This is a genomic window from Polaromonas sp. P1_F1 (genome assembly GCF_056405795.1).
The window spans coordinates 180,738-199,967 of sequence record NZ_JBFUBJ010000003.1; the positions used below are offsets into that span (position 1 = coordinate 180,738).

Annotated in this window: 16 protein-coding genes; 3 read left to right on the forward strand and 13 right to left on the reverse strand. The window is 62.8% G+C overall.

Annotated elements, in window-relative coordinates; all coding sequences use genetic code 11:
* Positions 1-4 precede the first annotated feature (4 nt).
* The 10 genes from AC1DZE_RS10150 to apbC form a co-directional block, all read right to left on the reverse strand.
* Positions 5-2,140 (reverse strand): 4Fe-4S binding protein, encoded by a 2,136-nt coding sequence (locus AC1DZE_RS10150; protein ID WP_477700002.1) that lies wholly within the window; start codon positions 2,138-2,140, stop codon positions 5-7.
* Positions 2,070-2,813: a DUF3306 domain-containing protein gene (locus tag AC1DZE_RS10155; protein ID WP_477672650.1), complete on the reverse strand. Its 744-nt coding sequence runs from the start codon at positions 2,811-2,813 to the stop codon at positions 2,070-2,072. Before AC1DZE_RS10155 ends, AC1DZE_RS10150 begins: the two co-directional genes overlap by 71 nt.
* A complete protein-coding gene (locus tag AC1DZE_RS10160) occupies positions 2,806-3,354 on the reverse strand; it encodes a DUF3305 domain-containing protein (protein ID WP_477672651.1) in 549 nt (182 codons plus the stop codon). The genes AC1DZE_RS10155 and AC1DZE_RS10160 overlap by 8 nt, the downstream gene beginning before the upstream one ends.
* Positions 3,355-3,446: 92 nt before the next feature.
* Complete coding sequence (locus AC1DZE_RS10165) at positions 3,447-3,671, reverse strand: formate dehydrogenase subunit delta (RefSeq protein ID WP_477669778.1); 225 nt, start codon at positions 3,669-3,671, stop codon at positions 3,447-3,449.
* Positions 3,668-4,492, reverse strand: a complete 825-nt coding sequence (fdhD, locus tag AC1DZE_RS10170) for a formate dehydrogenase accessory sulfurtransferase FdhD (RefSeq protein WP_477669779.1) — start codon at positions 4,490-4,492, stop codon at positions 3,668-3,670. Before fdhD ends, AC1DZE_RS10165 begins: the two co-directional genes overlap by 4 nt.
* Positions 4,479-7,388, reverse strand: a complete 2,910-nt coding sequence (gene fdhF, locus AC1DZE_RS10175) for a formate dehydrogenase subunit alpha (protein ID WP_477669780.1) — start codon at positions 7,386-7,388, stop codon at positions 4,479-4,481. Before fdhF ends, fdhD begins: the two co-directional genes overlap by 14 nt.
* 46 nt (positions 7,389-7,434) lie before the next feature.
* Entirely contained in the window at positions 7,435-8,997 is a 1,563-nt protein-coding gene (locus tag AC1DZE_RS10180; RefSeq protein ID WP_477673491.1) for a formate dehydrogenase beta subunit, read from the reverse strand.
* On the reverse strand, positions 8,994-9,464 hold the full coding sequence (locus tag AC1DZE_RS10185; protein WP_477700003.1) for a formate dehydrogenase subunit gamma: 471 nt from the start codon (positions 9,462-9,464) through the stop codon (positions 8,994-8,996). Before AC1DZE_RS10185 ends, AC1DZE_RS10180 begins: the two co-directional genes overlap by 4 nt.
* A gap of 114 nt (positions 9,465-9,578) precedes the next feature.
* Positions 9,579-10,538 (reverse strand): LysR substrate-binding domain-containing protein, encoded by a 960-nt coding sequence (locus AC1DZE_RS10190; RefSeq protein WP_477669783.1) that lies wholly within the window; start codon positions 10,536-10,538, stop codon positions 9,579-9,581.
* Between the two features lie 12 nt (positions 10,539-10,550).
* The gene (gene apbC, locus AC1DZE_RS10195) at positions 10,551-11,642 is read right to left on the reverse strand and encodes an iron-sulfur cluster carrier protein ApbC (protein WP_477673258.1); all 1,092 of its coding nucleotides are present in this window, start codon (positions 11,640-11,642) and stop codon (positions 10,551-10,553) included.
* 163 nt (positions 11,643-11,805) lie between these two features.
* On the opposite strand from apbC, the gene metG reads away from it, so the two are divergent.
* Positions 11,806-13,899 (forward strand): methionine--tRNA ligase, encoded by a 2,094-nt coding sequence (gene metG, locus AC1DZE_RS10200; protein WP_477700004.1) that lies wholly within the window; start codon positions 11,806-11,808, stop codon positions 13,897-13,899.
* 24 nt (positions 13,900-13,923) lie between these two features.
* On the opposite strand, the gene AC1DZE_RS10205 is transcribed toward metG, so the two are convergent.
* On the reverse strand, positions 13,924-15,690 hold the full coding sequence (locus AC1DZE_RS10205; RefSeq protein ID WP_477700005.1) for a sensor domain-containing diguanylate cyclase: 1,767 nt from the start codon (positions 15,688-15,690) through the stop codon (positions 13,924-13,926).
* Positions 15,691-15,943: 253 nt separating this feature from the next.
* On the opposite strand from AC1DZE_RS10205, the gene AC1DZE_RS10210 reads away from it, so the two are divergent.
* A complete protein-coding gene (locus AC1DZE_RS10210; protein ID WP_477670205.1) occupies positions 15,944-17,614 on the forward strand; it encodes a SulP family inorganic anion transporter in 1,671 nt (556 codons plus the stop codon).
* A 22-nt stretch (positions 17,615-17,636) separates the two neighbouring features.
* Here AC1DZE_RS10210 and AC1DZE_RS10215 read toward each other — a convergent pair whose 3' ends face one another.
* Positions 17,637-18,251 carry a hypothetical protein gene (locus AC1DZE_RS10215; RefSeq protein ID WP_477669786.1) on the reverse strand — a complete coding sequence of 205 codons (615 nt, stop codon included), beginning with the start codon at positions 18,249-18,251 and terminating at the stop codon, positions 17,637-17,639.
* Positions 18,251-18,772 carry an outer membrane protein assembly factor BamE domain-containing protein gene (gene bamE, locus AC1DZE_RS10220; protein WP_477700006.1) on the reverse strand — a complete coding sequence of 174 codons (522 nt, stop codon included), beginning with the start codon at positions 18,770-18,772 and terminating at the stop codon, positions 18,251-18,253. The genes AC1DZE_RS10215 and bamE overlap by 1 nt, the downstream gene beginning before the upstream one ends.
* Before the next feature lie 141 nt (positions 18,773-18,913).
* On the opposite strand from bamE, the gene AC1DZE_RS10225 reads away from it, so the two are divergent.
* A complete protein-coding gene (locus AC1DZE_RS10225) occupies positions 18,914-19,141 on the forward strand; it encodes a DUF3460 family protein (RefSeq protein WP_477674245.1) in 228 nt (75 codons plus the stop codon).
* Positions 19,142-19,230: the final 89 nt, after the last annotated feature.

Here is a 19,230-nt window from a genome sequence, read left to right on the forward strand (position 1 = left end):
GGGCTCACCGGATGTCGGTGATCTTGAGCTCGTTGTCGGCGGAATAAATGTCGATGACGCGGCAGTCACTGCACATCTTGAGGCGGTCGGCGGCCGCACCCTGGAACATCGCGTGCCCCGCGAGCTTGCCGAGCATGGACTCGATGGCCTTGAGCGTGCCGAAGGGTTTGCTGCAGCGTATGCACTGGTAGGGCTGGCTCTCGTTGAGCACGCGCGCCTCTTTGCGTAGCGGTGTGAGCAACAGGCGCGGCTGCAGCGTGATGGCATCCTCAGGGCATGTGGTGGCGCACAGGCCGCACTGCACGCAGTTTTTTTCGATGAACTTGAGCTGGGGGCGGTCCGGGTTGTCTTGCAGTGCGCTGGCGGGGCAGGCGCTCACGCAGCTCAGGCACAGCGTGCAGGTGTCGGCGTTGACGGTCAGGCTGCCGAAGGGCGAGCCTTTGGCGGGCAGCGCGATCGCCTCGGGCAAGGCGGCGGGCGCCTGGCCCATGAGGTGGTCCAGCGCCATGTCGAGCGTGCTGCGCTTTTCCTGCGCCACAGCAAAACGCGCCGCAGTGGCGGGCACTGTGGGACGGCCTCGCGCCAGCGCCTGAAGGCTGGCATCGAGCCCGGCCACGGCGTCAGCGCCTTCGCCGGCGTGCATCAGATGAAAGTGAACGCCCGCATAGCCCAGGCCATTGAGCAGAGTTTGCGCGACCCGCATTTGATCCGCCAGGCCTTCGAGGTAAGCAGGCGCCTCTTCGCGCGTCACCAGCACGGCGACCTGGGACGCACCAAAGGCAATGGCGCTGAGCCACAAATCCAGGCCCACGCTGGCCGTGTGCCACAACGCCTGCGGGATCACATTGGCCGGAACGCCCCGCACGGTTTTTTGCAGCCGCGCAGTGCGGCCCAGAGCCTCGACCGCCTGCTGGCCGCTGTCCTGGCTGTGAAACAGCAGCACCGGTTGCGTGCCGCCGGCTTTGGCATATGCCGACAGCAGGGTCTTGATGCGCACGCCCTGCTCACTGGCACGCGGGTAGGCGTAAGTGAGCGCCCCCGTCGGGCACACGGTGGTGCAGGCGCCGCAGCCCACGCAGAGATTGGGGTTGACGACGATCTGCTGCCTGCTTTTCTCGCTGCTAACGGCACCTGCCGAGCAAATGTCGATGCAGGCATTGCAGCCCACGGTTTCATTGCGGCTGTGGGCGCAGAGCTTTTGCTTGTAGGCGAAGAATTTGGGCTTTTCAAACTCGCCGACCATGTCGCGCAGCTTGACCACCGTGGCCAGCAGGCCGGGTGAGGCCAGGCCGGCGGATACATTCAGGGCAAAGTAGCCTTGGGGTGGCGCGTGCAGCGCGACCAGGGGTTTAGCAGCAAGGTCGAGCACCAGGTCAAACGCTTCCGTGAGTGTTTGCGATGCGCGGTTGAAGTCAATGGCACCGGCCACCTTGCATACGGCTACGCAATCACGGTGGGATGTGCATTTGGCTGCATCGACCTGGTAGCTCAGGTCGATGGCGCCTTCGGGGCACACGGCGACGCAGGCATTGCATCGTGTGCAAAGGTCCAGGTCGATAGCGTTGGTCTTGTCCCAGCTGGCCTCAAACGCACCCAGCCAGCCTTTGAGCGCGAGCCGCTCACCGCTGATCACAGGATATTTGCGTTCTTGCGAGGGAAACCCGGCCTGCGCCTGGGACGAAACGCCCTGGGCGAAGATGGTCACGTCCAGCGTGTCGGCCACAAGCGCCGCCACCTGCTCTGCCTGGTCGAGTGCGCCCACGATGAGCAGGCGCCCGGCGCTTTTGTAGGTGACGGTGGACACCGGTTCGGCGTCCGGCAGGTGGGCCGCGGCCAGCAGGGCCGCGATTTTCGGCGTGGCGCCGGCGGCGTCTTTGCTCCAGCCGCCGGTCTCGCGGATATTGACGAACTTCACCACCGAGGTGACGCCCTGGGTCTGCTCGCCCACTTCGGCAAACAGCCGCTTCTCCTGGGTACAGGCCACGACGACATCGTCGCCGGACTGCGCGGCCTTCTGGAAGGCGCCCACCTCGCGGCGGCACAGCGCCGAATGCAGCGTCAGGGTCTCGTTAAGTGCCGCGCCCAGCGCCTGGGGCTGGAGCGGCATGGTCTGGTTGCAGTCGCAAATCAGTGTGGGCATGGTCTTCTTGGCTGGCACCGGCCGGGTCGGGCTGGGATTGGCTGGTTGATAAAGCGCCTGGCGCTTGCGACGGGGCTATGTCCGGATTTTCATAGGACTGTGCCACGGTTTCGCCCGTGGGGTTATTGGCGCTTTCCCGTGGCAGGTTGACGGGGTCGTCTTGCGGGTCGGCAGCCTTCGCTTGGTCTTCGCCTGCCGCGTCCTCTGCGCTGCTTTTGTTTTTCTCTTTCTCCTTGTCCTCATCGTCATCAAAGAGATTGAGAAACTTCGCACTCGTCATCTGCCGCAGCATGCCCTCGGGGATGGGGTCGGACTTGGAGTAGTCATCGATGTAGATGTCCAGGCCGTCCATCACATTGAAATGCGGGTCGGCAAAGAGTTGCTTCATGGCCGCGTTGCGCACGTCGGGCGTCACATCGCCGGCCATAAAGGGCTTGAAGTCGGAATCCTTGGTGAGCAGCCTGGCGTCGGCCAGCGTGAGCGCTTTCTTTTCCGGCGGATTTTCCGGTGATTTTTGCGCCGGTTCCTGGGGTGTCTGGACTTGCAGGGCGGGCGCGTTGGCATCCGTTGCCGGTGGTGCAGCCACAACCGGTTCTTCCAGTGGTTTGCCCATCACAGCGTCGGCCTTGCGGCGGGACCATCGCCCCAAAAAGCCCTTCGGTTCGTCAGCCATGCTGGCCTCCGCCGGTTTTCTTTTCCGTGCTGACCCGCGCCGGATTACCGAAGCGGTCCGTCAGCGGCTTAAAGCTCTGCGGGCGCTGCCGGCGCTTGGCCTCCAGCACGTAATGCTGGTCCACAAACTGCTGCAGCCACTGCACGACCTGCGGCGGCGCGGGCACCTGCTCCACCGTTTCCTGCGCATCCAGCCACCGCCCGGCATCGTGGTAACTCAAGGTGACGATCTGCGGAATCGCGATGGGTTCATCGGCCAGCAGGGCCTCTTCTTCCATGCGCCAGACCACCCAGAAGCAGGGCTGCCCGGTGCTGGCATTGAGGTAGTAGCCTTCGGCGTCGTCGGTGAAAAGCTCGACCTTGAAGCCGGGGTGCAGCCAGCGCTCTTCGCGCTCGTCTTTCAGCAAGAGGCGCGGCGCGGCGCCAAAGGCGTCTTCGTGGGGGACGATGTCGGCCAGTTCCCAGCGCCAGGGCTGCCAGCGGTTGTCGATGCGCTCGCGGCGCATGACAACGGCGACCGCGGTGCACGGGCGGTGCAGCATGGCATCTGTTTCAGGGGACTGCAGCAGGAAATCCGACATGCCCGCAGTGTACGGCGGACAAATAAGGCGCTTGTAATAACCTCAATAACCTTCTAAATTAGTAGGGAGCGGTGCTCCAGCGCGGCACGGCGCACCACGTCGCTGATCCCTTCGCCGCCATGGCTCTCGATCAGCTCCAGCAGCGCCTTGCGCATCCGCGGGTCCCAGAATTTCTTGAGGTGCATGGCCAGTTCCTGCAGGGCTTCCGTGCGGTCAGGCATGGTTTCAAAGAATGCGCCGATCTGGTTGACCATGCGGATCAGGTTGTCGTTGTTCACAGGATGTACTCCAGGTTGACACGCTCCTTGTGGCTGTACACGGAAAGATCCTCCCCGCGCACAAAACCCAGAAGCGCCACGCCGGCGGTTTGCGCCACATCAATCGCCAGACCCGTCACGCCCGACACGGCCGCCAGCAACGTCACGCCGGCCATGGCTGTTTTGTGCACCATCTCGTAGCTGGCGCGGCTGGTGACGACGATAAAACCCGCATCGGCCCCTACGCCGTTCATGCGGCGGCGCTGCAGCGCGCCAATCAGCTTGTCCAGCGCGTTGTGCCTGCCGACGTCTTCGCGCAGCACCACGATATCGCCTTCGGCATTGCACCAGGCGGCCGCGTGGGTGGCACCGGTGGCGCTGAGCAGCAATTGCTGCTCGCGCAGGTTGATCAGGGCGCGGGTGATGGCGCCCGCTTCAAACTCCCCGCCGCCCTGCACGCGCGGCGGCAGGCGCACCGCATGCTCGAGGCTTTCCGTACCGCACAGGCCGCAGCCGGTGCGGCCGGTCATGCTGCGGCGACGGTCTTTCAAACGCGCAAAGCACGATGCCGCAATGGTCAGGTGCAGCGTCTCCCCTTGCTCACTGCTGGTCTGTTCAATGTCGTGAATCTGCGTGTAGTCGTCCACGATGCCTTCGGTGACGGAAAAGCCGAAGGCAAAGTCTTCGAGGTCGGAGGGGCTGGCCAGCATCACGGCGTGCGAGATGCCGTTGTACTCCAGCGCCACAGGCACCTCTTCGGCTACCCAGTCCGACCGGTCAAACGGGCGATGTGCCCGCACCCCCGTCACAGGGGCTTCACGGCAACCTTCAACCACCTGCATGAGCTGCCTCCGCTGCACCGGCAAGCGGACCGCCCGCCGGTTGTGACGCCGCATCCAGCAACTGCAGTTGCTGCTTGTTGAAGCGCGAGTAGGATTTTTGCCATTCCGACGGCTGCGCCACCGGCATAACCTGCACCGCAGTGACCTTGTATTCCGGGCAGTTGGTGGCCCAGTCGGAGCTGTCGGTGGTGATGACGTTGGCGCCCGATTCGGGGAAGTGGAAGGTGGTGTAGACCACGCCCGGCTGCATGCGTTCGGTGATCACTGCACGCAATACCGTTTGCCCGGCACGGCTTTCAATGCCCACCCAGTCGTCAGGCTTGATGCCCCGGTCTTCCGCGTCGTGCGGATGAATCTCCAGCCGGTCTTCGCTGTGCCACTGGTTGTTGTCGGTGCGGCGCGTCTGGGCGCCGACGTTGTACTGCGACAGGATGCGGCCGGTGGTGAGCAGCAGCGGGAATTTGCGCGTGACCTTTTCATCCGTGGCGACGTACTGCGTGATGATGAAGCGGCCTTTGCCGCGCACAAACTTGTCCTTATGCATGAACTCGGTGCCGAGCTCTGCCGTGTCTTCGTTGCAAGGCCACTGCACGCTGCCGTGCTTTTCGATCTTGGCAAAGGTCACGCCGCGAAAAGTCGGCGTCAGCGCCGCGATCTCGGCCATGATGTCGCGCGGATGCACGTACTTCATCGGATAGCCCAGCGCATTGGACAGCTTGACGGTGACTTCCCAGTCGGCCAGCCCCGCCTTGGGCGGCATGACCTTGCGCACGCGCGAGATGCGCCGCTCGGCATTGGTGAAGGTGCCGTCTTTTTCCAGGAAGGAAGAACCAGGCAAAAACACATGCGCGTACTTGGCGGTTTCGTTCAGGAAGATGTCCTGCACCACGATGCATTCCATCGAGGTGAGGGCCTTGGCCACGTGCTGGGTGTCGGGGTCGGACTGCACGATGTCTTCGCCCTGGCAATACAGGCCCAGGAAGCTGCCGGCCACGGCCGCGTCAAACATGTTCGGGATGCGCAGGCCGGGCTCTTCGTTCAGCGTCACGCCCCAGGCTGTTTCGAATTCGGCGCGCACCGTGCTGTCGGACACATGGCGGTAGCCCGGCAGTTCATGCGGGAAAGAACCCATGTCGCAGGCGCCCTGCACATTGTTCTGGCCGCGCAGCGGGTTCACACCCACACCTTCGCGGCCCACATTGCCGGTGGCCATGGCCAGGTTGGCAATGCCCATGACCATGGTCGATCCCTGTGCGTGCTCCGTCACGCCCAGGCCGTAGTAAATGGCAGCATTGCCGCCTGTGGCGTAGAGGCGGGCGGCTGCGCGAACGTCTGCCGCGGGCACGCCGGTGACGGCTTCCATGGCTTCAGGAGAATTGTCGGGGCGGGCCACAAACTCGCGCCATTCGCGGAATGACTTTTCGTCGCAGCGCTCGGCAATATAGTCGCCGGCCAGCAGGCCTTCCGTCACCACCACATGGGCCAGCGACGAGATCATGGCCACGTTGGTGCCGGGTCGCAACTGCAGGTGAAACTCAGCCTCCACGTGCGGGGAACGCACGATGTCGATCTGGCGCGGATCCACCACGATCAGCCGTGCGCCTTCTCGCAGGCGCTTTTTCATGCGCGAGGCAAACACCGGGTGGCCGTCGGTCGGGTTGGCGCCGATGATCAGGATCACGTCGGCCTTTTCAACCGACTTGAAGGTCTGTGTGCCGGCGGAGGTGCCATAGGTCTGGCTCAGTCCGTAACCGGTGGGCGAGTGGCAGACGCGGGCGCAGGTGTCGACATTGTTGTTGCCGAAAGCGGCGCGCACCAGCTTTTGCACCAGGTAGGTTTCTTCGTTGGTGCAGCGCGACGAGGTGATGCCGCCAATCGAATCCTTGCCGTGCTCGGCCTGGATGCGGCGGAACTCGCTCGCGGCGTAGTTGATGGCCTCGTCCCAGCTCACTTCCTGCCACGGGTCGCTGATGTTTTTGCGGATCATGGGCTTGGTGATGCGGTCCTTGTGGGTGGCGTAGCCCCAGGCAAAACGGCCCTTGACGCAGGCATGGCCTTCGTTGGCTTTGCCGTCTTTCCACGGCACCATGCGCACCACTTCATTGCCCTTCATCTCGGCCTTGAAGGCACAACCCACGCCGCAGTAAGCGCAGGTGGTGATCTTGTTGTGCTCGGGCTGGCCCAGCATGATGACGGTTTTTTCTTGCAGCGTGGCGGTGGGGCAGGCCTCGACGCAGGCGCCGCAGCTCACGCATTCGGATTCCATGAAGGGCTGGTCTTGTCCCGGCGACACGCGCGACTCAAAGCCGCGGCCGCTGATGGTCAGTGCAAACGTACCCTGGGTTTCTTCGCAGGCGCGCACGCAACGGTTGCACACAATGCATTTGGAGGCGTCGTAGCTGAAGTAGGGGTTGGAATTGTCGATTGCCGGCTTGCTCTCGTTGCGGAAATGGTTGGCGCCCTCCATGCCGTAACGTACTTCGCGCAGCCCGGTCACGCCGGCCATGTCCTGCAGCTCACAGTTGCCGTTGGCCGAACAGGTCAGGCAGTCCAAGGGGTGATCAGAGATGTAGAGCTCCATCACGCCCTTGCGCAGCTCTTGCAGGCGCGGCGACTGGGTACGCACCTTCATGCCGGCTTCTGCCGGTGTGGTGCAAGAGGCCGGAAAGCCCTTGCGTCCATCAATTTCAACCATGCACAAGCGGCAGGAGCCAAAAGGCTCCAGACTGTCGGTGGCGCACAGCTTGGGCACCTGGATGCCTGCATCGACCGCGGCGCGCATGAGCGAAGTGCCAGCGGGAACCGTGACGCTTTCGCCGTCGATCTCCAGCGTGACTTCCTGGGTGGACTCGCGTTTGGGGGTGCCGTAATCGGTTTCTTTGAGGTGTTCGAGCATGGGGGTCTCCTGTGCGTCTTGTTGGGGTGCTGCCGTTGCTGTCGGTTCAGGCGGCTTTGCGATCCGGCACGGTCATGCCGAAGTCCTGCGGGTAATGGTCGAGTGCCGAAAGCACCGGGAAAGGCGTCATGCCGCCCATGGCGCACAGCGAGCCGTGAACCATGGTGTCGCACAGATCGCGCAGCAGCTTGATTTGCTGCGGACGCTGCTCCCCTGGGCCGTTGGCGATGCGGTCTATCACTTCCACGCCGCGGGTGGAGCCGATGCGGCACGGCGTGCACTTGCCGCAGGATTCGATCGCGCAAAACTCCATCGCGTAGCGCGCCAGGCTGGCCATGTCGGCCGTGTCGTCGTGCACCACGATGCCGCCATGGCCCACCACTGCGCCCACGGCCGCATAGGCTTCGTAGTCAAGCGGCGTGTCCCATTGCGATTCAGGCACATAGGCGCCCAGCGGGCCGCCGACCTGCACCGCCTTGATGGGCCGGCCTGAGGCCGAACCGCCACCGTAGTCGTACATCAGCTCGCGCAAGGTCACGCCGAAGGCTTTTTCGACCAGCCCGCCGAATCTGATGTTGCCGGCCAGCTGGATGGGCAGGGTGCCCCTGGAGCGGCCCACACCATAGTCTTTGTAAAACGTGGCGCCGCGCGACAGGATGATGGGCACCGAAGCAAAGGTAATGACGTTGTTGATCACGCTCGGCTTGCCGAACAGGCCCTGGATGGCAGGAATCGGCGGCTTGGCACGCACGATGCCGCGTTTGCCTTCCAGGCTTTCCAGCATGGCGGTTTCTTCGCCGCAGACATACGCGCCCGCAGCCTTGCGCACATGCAGGTGAAAGCTGTGGCCCGAGCCGAGGATGTTGTCGCCCAGAAAGCCGCCCGCCTCGGCGATGGTGATGGCCTCGCGCATGGTCGCCACCGCGTGGGGATATTCAGAGCGGATGTAGACATAACCCTGCGTGGCGCCGGTGGCCACCGCGGCAATCGTCATGCCTTCGATCAGCACGAAGGGGTCACCCTCCATTGTCATGCGGTCGGAATACGTGCCTGAGTCGCCTTCGTCGGCGTTGCAAACCACATATTTCTGGCTGGCTTTCAGGCCCGCCACGGTTTTCCATTTGATGCCAGCCGGAAACGCCGCACCGCCGCGTCCGCGCAGGCCGGCGTCCAGCACCTGCTGCACGATCTCTGTGGCGGGAAGCCCCAGGGCATGGCGCAAGCCGGCATAGCCTTCGTGCGCCTGGTAGTCGGCCAGCGACAGCGGGTCCGTCACGCCCATGCGTGCGAAAGTCAGGCGCTCCTGCCTTTTCAGGTACGGAATCTCTTCGGTCAGGCCCAGCTGCAACACATGCATGCCGCCCAACTGAAAGCCAGCGTCAAAAAGGCCGGCCACGTCCTCAACCTCCACGGGCCCGTAGGCGATGCGGCCTGCACCGGTCTGCACCTCGACCATGGGCTCCAGCCAGAACAGGCCGCGGGAGCCATTGCGCACCAGCTCAATGCCGACACCGCGTTTTGCAGCCTCGGCAGAGATAGCTGCAGCCACCTCATCAGCACCCGCAGCCAGTGCGGCGGAGTCGCGGGGCACGTAAATCTTGATGCTCATGCGGCGCTCCCTGCTTGCGCCACCAGGCGATCGAACTTTTCAATCCCGACGCGAGCATGGACCTTGTCGTCCAGCGTCATCGCGGGGGACTGCGCGCACAAGCCGAGGCAATACACCGGCTCAACCGTGAAGGCGCCATCTTGGGTGGGCCCATGGCCGTCGCTGCCCAGGTGGGAGCAGGCATGCGACCAGAGGGCGTCTGAGCCCATGGCTTTACAGCTCTCGGCGCGGCAGATCCGCACCACATGCCGTCCGGGCGGCTCGGAGCGAAAGTAGTGGTAGTACGTCACCACGCCATGAACCTCAGCACGTGACAGGTTCAAGGCTTCGGCGATGGGCGGGACTGCTTCTGCCGGGATATAACCCAGCGCGTCCTGAATGCCGTGCAGTATGGGCATCAAGGCGCCGGGCACATGCTTGGCCGACGCAATGGCGCGATCGACGGCCTGGCTTGCAACTTCATTCATCGTGTGGGACCCCTATCTCTGTCTATGCACAAAGTATGTGCAAGGGACAGGGGCTACGTCCAATTGAATCGGGACACTGCCCTATTCACGGATTGAATGTATGCAAACGCTTGCCTAGGTTGGCTTGTTTCCCATGCTCTCTGGGTGTGCGCTGTAGTCAGCCGCGTGGCGCAGCCAGGCGGGCTCGGCTGCCAGAGCCATGGCCGCCTCCAGCGTGCGGGAGGGCCGGTCGCTGGCCTGCATCATGAAGCCGACAGGCGTCTCCACATCCGGCGTCAGGGGCAGGGCTTCGAGTTCGCGGTAACCCTGAACGGCGCACACCAGCGCGCCTGCCAGCACGCTGCAAACCTCGCCAACGACGACGGTCAGGGCCAGCGTCAGCATGGAATTGGTTTCCATCACGGGCTTGACGGTGACTCCCGCAGCGGCAAACGCGGCATCCACCCGGGTGCGGCTGTGCATGTCGGGTGTCAGCAGGCACAGCGGCAACTTCGCGGCATCGGCCCAGGTCATGGGCGAGCCGAAGCGTAATACATCCGGGCTGGGTTTGGCAGCACGGCGCACCAGGAAATAGCGCTCGATGTACTGCGGCAAGGTGGTCAGCCGCGTATTGCGCGCGCTCAGACGCTCGGTGTAGCCCAGCGCCATGTCCAGCGACAGGTTTTCCAGCCGGGTTTCGATGTCGTGTGAATTGAGGGACAGCACCACCGGTGTGATGCCCGGATGCCGGACGTGCAGCATGGCGGCAAAACGCGCGGCGATGGAGACCGCCGTGGGAACGACGCCAATCGTCAAATGCCCGCGTGGGCTGTCCACTGAGCTGTCGAGCTGTTGCTTGAGGATTTCGCGCTCATGCAGCATGCGCCGGGCGCTGGCGAGGACGCGTTCACCCTCCTCTGTGAACCCAACAAACGCACGCCCGCGGACCACGATGGCAGCGCCGAACTCGTCTTCCAGCGCGCGCAGGGCGTTGGACAAGGCGGGCTGCGTGATGTTGCAGGCCTGCGCCGCGCGGCCGAAGTGCTTGTGCTCGTCAAGCGCGGCCAGGTAACGCAGGGAGGCCAGCAGGTTCATGGCAAGAACGCCTTAAGTGTTCTTGGAGATCGTGATGGTCGGAAACTTGGCGGAGAAATCCTTAGCCTTCGCGGCCACGGTAATGGCCATCTTGCGCGCCACGGCCTTGTAGATGCCGGCGACCTCGCCGTCGGGATCGGCCACCACGGTGGGACGGCCGTTGTCGGCCTGCAGGCGGATCTGGATGTCCAGCGGCAAAGCGCCCAGGTAGTCCATCTTGTAGTCGGCCGCCATTTTCTTGCCGCCGCCTTCGCCAAAGATATGCTCGGCATGGCCGCAGTTGCTGCAGATGTGCACCGCCATGTTTTCGACGATGCCCAGGATGGGCACGCCGACTTTCTCAAACATCTTGATGCCCTTCTTGGCGTCCAGCAGCGCGATGTCTTGCGGCGTGGTGACGATGACGGCGCCCGTCATGGGCACCCGCTGCGAGAGCGTGAGCTGGATGTCACCGGTGCCGGGCGGCATGTCGACGATCAAATAGTCCAGGTCTTTCCAGTTGGTCTGGCGCAGCAGCTGCTCCAGCGCCTGGGTGGCCATGGGGCCGCGCCAGATCATGGCTTCGTCCTGCGCGACCAGGAAGCCGATGGACATGACCTGGATGCCGTAGTTCTCCATCGGCTCCATGTTCTTGCCGTCCACGCTTTCGGGCCGGCCTTCGATGCCCATCATCATGGGCTGGCTGGGGCCGTAGATGTCGGCGTCGAGCAGGCCGACGGTGGCGCCTTCAGCCGCCAGGGCCAGGGCCAGGTTGACGGCGGTGGTGCTTTTTCCGACGCCGCCCTTGCCCGAGGCCACGGCGATGATGTTCTTGACGTTGGGCAGCAGCTGCACGCCGCGCTGCACGCTGTGGCTGGCGATCTTGAAGGTGACGTTGACCGAGACATTGCCGACACCCGGCACCCCCTTGACGGCGGCGATCAGGCTTTTGCGCAGGCCGGCGATCTGGCTTTTGGCGGGGTAGCCCAGCTCGACATCAAACGAAACGTCGCTGCCGCTGAGCTGCAGGTTTTTCAGGGCCTTGGTGCTGACGAAATCTTTGCCCGTATTCGGGTCCAGCACGGTTTGCACGGCGTTCAAGACGGCCTGTTGGTCCAGGGACATGGGGAAATACTCCGTTGAAACTCGTTGAATCTGGGGGCGGCGGTTGGCATGAAGTCTAACGCCGCGCCGCCAGCCCTGGGGTCATGGGGACTTGCCGGGGCAGCCCCAAGGCTGGGCGACTTAAAATCGCGGGTTACCTCTCCCCTAGCCAAAAAGCACCCTTATGTCCCAGCGCCGCCTGTTTGTCACCACCGCCCTGCCGTATGCCAATGGCAATTTCCATATCGGCCACATCATGGAATACATCCAGGCCGACATCTGGGTGCGGTTCCAGCGCATGCAGGGCCACGCGGTGAACTTTGTGGGCGCGGACGACGCCCACGGTGCACCCATCATGATCGCGGCTGAAAAAGCCGGCAAGACCCCCCAGCAGTTTGTGGCCGACATCGCGGCGGGCCGCAAGCCCTACCTGGACGGTTTTCACATCAGCTTTGACAACTGGCATTCGACCGACGGCCCGGAAAACCACCAGCTGGCGCAGCAGATCTACCTGGACCTCAAAAAGGCCGGGCTGATTGAGACCAAAACGATTGAGCAGTTCTTTGACCCTGAAAAAAACATGTTCCTGCCGGACCGCTACATCAAGGGCACCTGTCCCAAGTGCGGGACCAAAGACCAGTACGGCGACAACTGCGAAAACTGCGGCGCGGTGTATGCGCCCACGGATTTGATCAACCCGTATTCAGCTTTGTCGGGCGCGACGCCCGTCCTCAAAAGCTCCGATCACTTTTTCTTCAAGCTGTCCGACCAGCGCTGTGTGGACTTTCTGGAGAAATGGACGCAAGACGGCAAGCTGCAGCCCGAAGTCGCCAACAAGGTCAAGGAGTGGTTCAGCGTTCGTACCAACCCCGACGGCACCCAAAGCGAAGGCCTGGGCGACTGGGACATCAGCCGTGACGCGCCCTACTTCGGCATTGAAATCCCGGACGCGCCGGGCAAGTATTTTTATGTCTGGCTGGACGCGCCGGTCGGCTACCTCGCGTCGCTGAAAAATCTGCTCGAAAAACGCGGCGAAAACTACGACGCCTACATGGCGACGCCGGGGCTGGAGCAGTACCACTTCATCGGCAAGGACATCGTCACCTTCCACACGCTGTTCTGGCCGGCGATGCTGCACTTCAGCGGCCGCAAGACGCCTGACAACGTGTTTGTGCACGGGTTCCTCACGGTGAACAACGGCGAGAAGATGAGCAAGAGCCGCGGCACCGGGCTGGACCCGCTCAAGTACCTGAGCCTGGGCATGAACCCCGAATGGCTGCGCTACTACCTGGCCGCCAAGCTCAATGCGAAGAATGAAGACATCGACTTCCATGCCGATGATTTCATGGCACGGGTCAACAGCGATTTGGTGGGCAAGTACATCAACATCGCCAGCCGCGCCGCGGGCTTTGTCGCCAAGCGCTTTGCCGGCAAGCTGGGCGAAGTGTCTGCCGACGGCACGGCGCTGCTGGACGCCCTGCGTGCCGCAAAGGAAACGATCGAGCCGCTGTATGAAAGCCGCGAGTTTGCCAAGGCCCTGCGCGAAACCATGCTGCTGACGGACCGCGTGAACGCGTATGTGGACCAGAACAAACCGTGGGAGCTGGCCAAGCAGCAAGGCATGGACACGCGCCTGCAGGATGTCTGCACGGTATGCATCGAAGCCTTCCGCCTGCTCACGATCTACCTGAAGCCGGTGTTGCCTGCGCTGGCGACGCAGGTCGAGGAATTCCTGAAAGTCAAGCCGTTGACGTTCGCGGATGCCGCCTCCAGCCTGGGTGATGGCCATGTGATCGGCGACTACAAACATCTCATGCAGCGCGTCGACATCAAACAACTTGAAGCGCTGTTTGAGCCTCCAGCACAGGCAGAACCAGCGCAAGCAGCTACTGATTTGATAGCAGAAGCAACTGTGCCCGGCGGCGAGGCGATTGCGCCCCTGATCACCATCGACGACTTCGCCAAGGTCGATTTACGCATTGCCAAAATCGTCAATTGCGAACCCGTGGAAGGCTCAACCAAGCTGCTGCGCCTGACGCTGGACGCCGGCGAAGGCCGCATGCGCAACGTGTTCAGCGGTATCGCTTCAGCCTATAAGCCCGAAGACCTGGTCGGCAAACTCACGGTGCTGGTGGCCAACCTGGCGCCGCGAAAAATGAAGTTCGGCATCAGCGAAGGCATGGTGCTGGCCGCCAGCCACGCGGATGAAAAAGCCCAACCCGGTATCTATGTGCTGGAACCCTTGCCGGGCGCTACACCGGGCATGCGCATTCACTGAGTTTGCTGCGCAACGCCGCCTGCGTCAGGCCGGTGCCGAATTCCTGGCATCCGCCGCCCCGGCCGCAAAGCGCAGGCCGGTCCCCGAACGGCTGGAAAGCTCGCCAAGCACAAGGCCCAGCGAGTGCAGCAATTGCGTTGCATCGCCTTCCCTGAAGGGCGCTTCGGCCACCGCGACCTTGAACTGCAGCACAGTGTTGGGCGGCAGGCTGGGGCTGTCGGCCAGTCCGCGGGCAATCAGCCGCTGGCCGATGTCGGTAAGCGCCCCGCGCGTCAGGTGCCCCTGCAGGATCAGCACAAAGTCTCCATCACGATGACGGGCAACCGTATCACCCTCTTGCGCAACACTTGTGACACAGGCGCCGGCCTGGACTACCGCGCTTTGTGCCGTCTCCATGCCGTAGTCCTGCCGGATATCCAGGGCGTTGCCCAGCCGGATGCGCACCACCGCGCCCGCACCGGGGTCGCGCTGCTGGCGGATCAGCAGCGCGTCCAGCCGCTGCAGCAGCACGCGGTGGTTGCCCAGGCCGGTCAGCGGGTCGACGCGTGTCAGCGCACCGACGCGCGCCTGGTTGTCGCGCTTTTCCCGGCTGCGCAGGTACAGGGCCATCAGCAGGAAAAGGATTTCCAGGGCGGCACCGATTTGCGCACCGAACTGCGTGGCCGTGCCCAAGGGCATCATGCCCTGCGTGCGCAGGATGGGGAAGATGGAGCCCACGGTGAGGCACACCATCGCAGCCATGATCCAGATACCCACCGCCGGCCGGCGCCACGTGTACCAGGCCGAAACAAAAAGGTAAACGGCGATGCTTCCGATGTAGTAAGGCGTGGCCAGGTTGAAAGACGACTTGTTCCCCAGAGCCAGGAAGGCCAGCACGATCGCAAAGCCCAGAACGGTCATCGCCAGCAGCCCGCGGGAAAGCCAGGGCACATCGCGGTCAACCACCATCTGGCGCAGCACAAGATGCAGCAATGCGGCAGTGGCCAGCGACAGCCCCACGGGCGCGCAGTCGTTCCACCAGGCATTGCGGGGCCAGAAAAATTCCCCTGCCAGGCCGGTCAGCGACAACTGGCCAAGCGCCACGACCAGCACATAACCGGCATACAACAGGTGGATGGAATCACGCCATGAGACCGCGTGGAAAGCGCTCATCAGCGCCATCAACAGCACCAGGCCGATGTACACCCCCAGCAGGAGGTGCCATTGCTTGGACTGTTCGTGAAAACTGCCCGGATCGGACAGGACCCAGTGCATGCTGATCGGGTAGTTGTGGGTGACCCGAAGGTAAGTGGGCCGCGTCTCACCGGGGCGCAGCAGCATCTCGAACGCTGGTGTCAGGTGGCGCACCGGCCACTCTGCTACGGGGATGGAATCACCTGAGCGCCTGATTTGCCATTGCCCCGCAGCGAGGGGGTCTTGCGAAGGGCGGTACAGCGAGACACTGTCCATGTTGGGATGCGGTGTCGTGAGCATGACCCGGGTGGGCTGGCTCACCGCAGGCAGCGTCAACCGGTACCACAAGGCACGCCCGTCGCCGGTCGGCATGATCTGTTCCGGCCTGGCCGGCTCGCCTTCACCGGCTTCAAAACGGCTGTGGACCTGCTCAAAGGTCAGCGAGCCGGTACTGTCGACCAGCACCAGCCCCTGGCCAACCACGTCGTAGCCCGCGGACGGCACGCTTTGTGCAACAACAGCCGCGACGGGGGAAGGCGGGGCGGCCGTTTCCTGTGCGACAGCCGCAGCGTGGGCCAACAGCAAGGCCGCCAGGCAGGCAGAAAGGCGCGGCGGCATTGCAGACAAAAAACTTAAAAGGCCAAACAATCACTTCCCCAAAAAACCATACGCAGATGATCAAAACGGGACGACACTGATGATTCGGCCCTGAAATCACACGAAAAGTAACTATTTCTACCTAACAAAACCTTCTAATGTACCGAATGTTGAGGCTTCGAACAATGGAAAAAAGTCATACGGGACATTCAATGCCTATGTCGTTGCCCGCACCACCAGCCGCGCAAATCCCACGACCCACGCCCGCCGCATGATGCATTTACCGGCCTATCTCGCCCCATTTCGCCCGCGCCTGTTTTCAGCGCTTGCCGGCTACACCCGCGAGCGTTTTTTCAAGGATGCCGGGGCCGGCGTCACGGTGGGTATTGTGGCTTTGCCCCTGGCCATGGCTTTTGCCATCGCTTCCGGCCTCAAGCCCGAGGCCGGCATCTGGACGGCGATCATCGCAGGCGCATTGATCTCTGCGCTGGGCGGCTCGGCAGTGCAGATAGGCGGCCCGGCCGGCGCCTTCATCGTCATCGTCTACGGCATTCTTGAACGCTACGGCCTGGCCAACCTGCTGATCTCCACCGCCTGCGCCGGTGTGCTGCTCTTTCTGCTGGGTTTTTTCAGAATGGGCACGCTGGTGCGTTACGTGCCGGTGAGCATCGTGGTGGGTTTTACCAACGGCATCGCAGTGCTGATCGTGCTGTCGCAGGTCAGGGACCTGCTGGGGCTGGTGGTGCCCAAGATGCCGGCCGATTTTTTCTCGCAGCTGCGTGTGATCGGCGAACACCTGGACAGCTTCAACCCTTACGCGCTGGGGCTGGGGTTGGCCTGCCTGCTCGGCCTCTTTGTGTGGCCCAAGCTGTTTGCCGTGCACACGCGAAGCGCCGGCGGTTTCACCACGCGGCTGATCAGGCTGATGCAGGCCGTCGAGGGCGTGCAACTCAAGCGGGCCACGCGCATGGCGTCGCGCATGCCGGGGCCGATTGTGGCGCTGGTGACGCTTACCGCGTTTGCCTATTTGCTGAGCCTGCCGGTTGAAACCATCGGCACGCGTTTTGGCGGCATACCCCGTGCCCTGCCTTCCTTTGCGCTGCCTGACTTTTCATGGGAGACGGTGCGGCTGCTGGTGGCACCCACCATCACCATTGCACTGCTGGGTGCGGTGGAATCGCTGCTCTGCGCCCGCGTGTCCGACCAGATTTCCGGCCTGCCGCGTCATGACCCCAACCAGGAGCTGATGGCCCAGGGCGTGGCCAACTTTGTGGTGCCGTTCTTTGGCGGCATGCCCGCCACCGGCACCATTGCCCGCACGGTGACCAACGTGCGCTCGGGCGCCACCTCTCCCGTCTCGGGCGTGGTGCATGCCCTCACGCTAGTGGTGGTGGTGCTGGTAGCCGCCCCGCTGGCCGTCCATGTGCCGCTGGCGGTGCTGGCGGGCATCCTGCTGTATGTGGCCTGGAACATGGGGGAATGGCGCGAATTCGCCCACCTGCGCCAGGCCAGCAGCCATTACCGGCTCATCATGCTCGGCACGTTTTTGCTGACCGTAGTTTTTGACCTGACGGTCGCCCTGCAGGTCGGCCTGATCCTGGCCTGCGTGCTGTTTGTACGACGCATGAGCACCCTGTTCCAGGTGGTGGAGGTCTCACGCAGCGCCGACGGCGCCAGCTTCCAGCTGTACGGCTCGCTGTTTTTTGGCGCCGTCGCCAAGCTCGACCCCATCCTGAACGTGGTGGAAAGCGCGCCCAAAGGCCTGGTGGTGCGGCTGGACGTGCAATCGCTGCAATCGCTGGACACCTCCGGGCTCGATGTGCTGGAGCAGCTGCACAAGGCCATCGTGCTGCGCGGCGGCCGGCTGGTGCTGGCGGGGCTCAATGCCCAGCCGCTGGCCGTGATGGAACGCTCAGGATTTCTTGAAAAGATCGAGCGAGTTTAGGCTGTATAACCTTCTGCGGTCACTATTCCGCGCCATGCGTACTTCGACGACGCTCAGCTACCTGCACCCAGTCCAGGAAGACCATCGACGGATAGTAAAACAGCCCTGCCAGAACAACCAGAAACGCCAAAAAATAAAGATGGGACCGGCGCTCGGCGGCGATTTTTTCCTGTGCGTCCTGTTCAGAAAAAAGGACTTCGCCCGCCACAGCTTCTATCCGCGACGGCCTTTTCACAGAACCCGAAAGATAACCGGAAGGCTGCTCGCTCCAATAAACCTTGACCAACTTTCCGTGATGGGACGACTGACCGGGGAAACAAGCCGTAATGCGGGATGTCAGACTTGGTGAAGCGCAACTAAACGCCAGCGCAATGCCGTCGGCCCGCCTCACTACCATTGGAGCGGTCAATTGAGGACGTAAACACCATCGGCAAGACAAAAAGTCTGTCTTTAACGGCAGGGGCTCGATGGTTCCGACAAAAACACTGGCCTGTCCTCGACCTGGCACCTGCATACCGTGCAATCCCAGCAGGGGAACTCCGACAAAAAGCACGCCCATCGTCAAGATGACCGCGATATACCAAAAGCGATGAGACTTCAGATAATCGACCAATTTACCGCGGCTGACAGCCACCATCACCGCATCCCACCCGCAGGATTGGCGCTTTCATCGTCCACCGAACCCGTGCTGACCACCTTCAGGTCCCGGTCAAACACCACGGTAAAAATACGCGCCGCCGACGGTGGCTCCACATAACGCCAGTCGTAGTGGGTTTCCTGTTTCAGCGCATAGGGTGTGACCTTCATTGGCTTGCCCAGCATTTTGCGCACCTGCTCCATGCGCATACCGGGCTGCACCTTGGCAAAATTTTGCGGTGTCAGCACCTGCCGCAGCGCGCTCATCCTGCCGTCTGCACCTATCGTGATCATGTAGTTGACCTTGCCCTCCGGCTGGCGGTTGTATTCGAAGGTGCGGGCGCCCGGCGCCGCCGCAGCGCCGGGCTGCGGCGTTTCGGCCATGTCGGCCGCTTCCCACACCTTCTCGGGCTCGCCAAAGCGGGCGCGTACATCGGCTTCCGTGGCCACGCCTTCTTCCAGTTCGGCAATGCGCTGCGCGTCGCACGCCACCAGGCCCAGGACAAATGAGAGCAGACCCATACAGATGAACGTCCTGACGGAAAAAAGTGCTGAAAAGCCCGTTCGGGCCGGTGCGAAGGAGGGTGGGAAAGGTGGTAACAAGGAACGCAAGGCAGACCCCGGTAAAATCAGCCAACTATACGATTCAGGCAGTTTAGACCCATGTCCCTCCTCAACTTCTTCCGCCGCTCCGACTACACCTCCGATACCACGCAGTTCATCGACCAGCTGAAGGCCAACAAGCCCACGCTGGAAGCCGAGCAACGCGCCGGGCGCGCGCTGTTGTGGGACAAGAACCTGAACCGCACCGAGCAGGCGGAATACGGCGAGGCCAAGGTTCCCCAGCAGCCTTACGTGTACGGCACCAGCAACCACCCGAACGGAAAATAAGGGCCGAACAGGCTTTCAGCCCTTGCAGGACGAGCGCAAGCAGCTATCTTTTTCATAGCAAATCTTTAACGCGCACCGCTTCGGCCTCT

What these genes read in the sequence shown, in the direction of transcription:
- AC1DZE_RS10225 (WP_477674245.1), top strand. Translation starts at nt 18,914, where the DNA reads ATGTCCCTCCTCAACTTCTTCCGCCGCTCCGACTACACCTCCGATACC.
- apbC (WP_477673258.1), bottom strand. Translation starts at nt 11,642, where the DNA reads ATGTCCCTGGACCAACAGGCCGTCTTGAACGCCGTGCAAACCGTGCTG.
- AC1DZE_RS10155 (WP_477672650.1), bottom strand. Translation starts at nt 2,813, where the DNA reads ATGGCTGACGAACCGAAGGGCTTTTTGGGGCGATGGTCCCGCCGCAAG.
- bamE (WP_477700006.1), bottom strand. Translation starts at nt 18,772, where the DNA reads ATGGGTCTGCTCTCATTTGTCCTGGGCCTGGTGGCGTGCGACGCGCAG.
- AC1DZE_RS10150 (WP_477700002.1), bottom strand. Translation starts at nt 2,140, where the DNA reads ATGCCCACACTGATTTGCGACTGCAACCAGACCATGCCGCTCCAGCCC.
- fdhF (WP_477669780.1), bottom strand. Translation starts at nt 7,388, where the DNA reads ATGCTCGAACACCTCAAAGAAACCGATTACGGCACCCCCAAACGCGAG.
- metG (WP_477700004.1), top strand. Translation starts at nt 11,806, where the DNA reads ATGTCCCAGCGCCGCCTGTTTGTCACCACCGCCCTGCCGTATGCCAAT.
- AC1DZE_RS10210 (WP_477670205.1), top strand. Translation starts at nt 15,944, where the DNA reads ATGCATTTACCGGCCTATCTCGCCCCATTTCGCCCGCGCCTGTTTTCA.
- AC1DZE_RS10185 (WP_477700003.1), bottom strand. Translation starts at nt 9,464, where the DNA reads ATGAATGAAGTTGCAAGCCAGGCCGTCGATCGCGCCATTGCGTCGGCC.
- AC1DZE_RS10205 (WP_477700005.1), bottom strand. Translation starts at nt 15,690, where the DNA reads ATGCCGCCGCGCCTTTCTGCCTGCCTGGCGGCCTTGCTGTTGGCCCAC.
- AC1DZE_RS10190 (WP_477669783.1), bottom strand. Translation starts at nt 10,538, where the DNA reads ATGAACCTGCTGGCCTCCCTGCGTTACCTGGCCGCGCTTGACGAGCAC.
- AC1DZE_RS10180 (WP_477673491.1), bottom strand. Translation starts at nt 8,997, where the DNA reads ATGAGCATCAAGATTTACGTGCCCCGCGACTCCGCCGCACTGGCTGCG.
- fdhD (WP_477669779.1), bottom strand. Translation starts at nt 4,492, where the DNA reads ATGCAGGTGGTTGAAGGTTGCCGTGAAGCCCCTGTGACGGGGGTGCGG.
- AC1DZE_RS10160 (WP_477672651.1), bottom strand. Translation starts at nt 3,354, where the DNA reads ATGCTGCACCGCCCGTGCACCGCGGTCGCCGTTGTCATGCGCCGCGAG.
- AC1DZE_RS10215 (WP_477669786.1), bottom strand. Translation starts at nt 18,251, where the DNA reads ATGGTGGCTGTCAGCCGCGGTAAATTGGTCGATTATCTGAAGTCTCAT.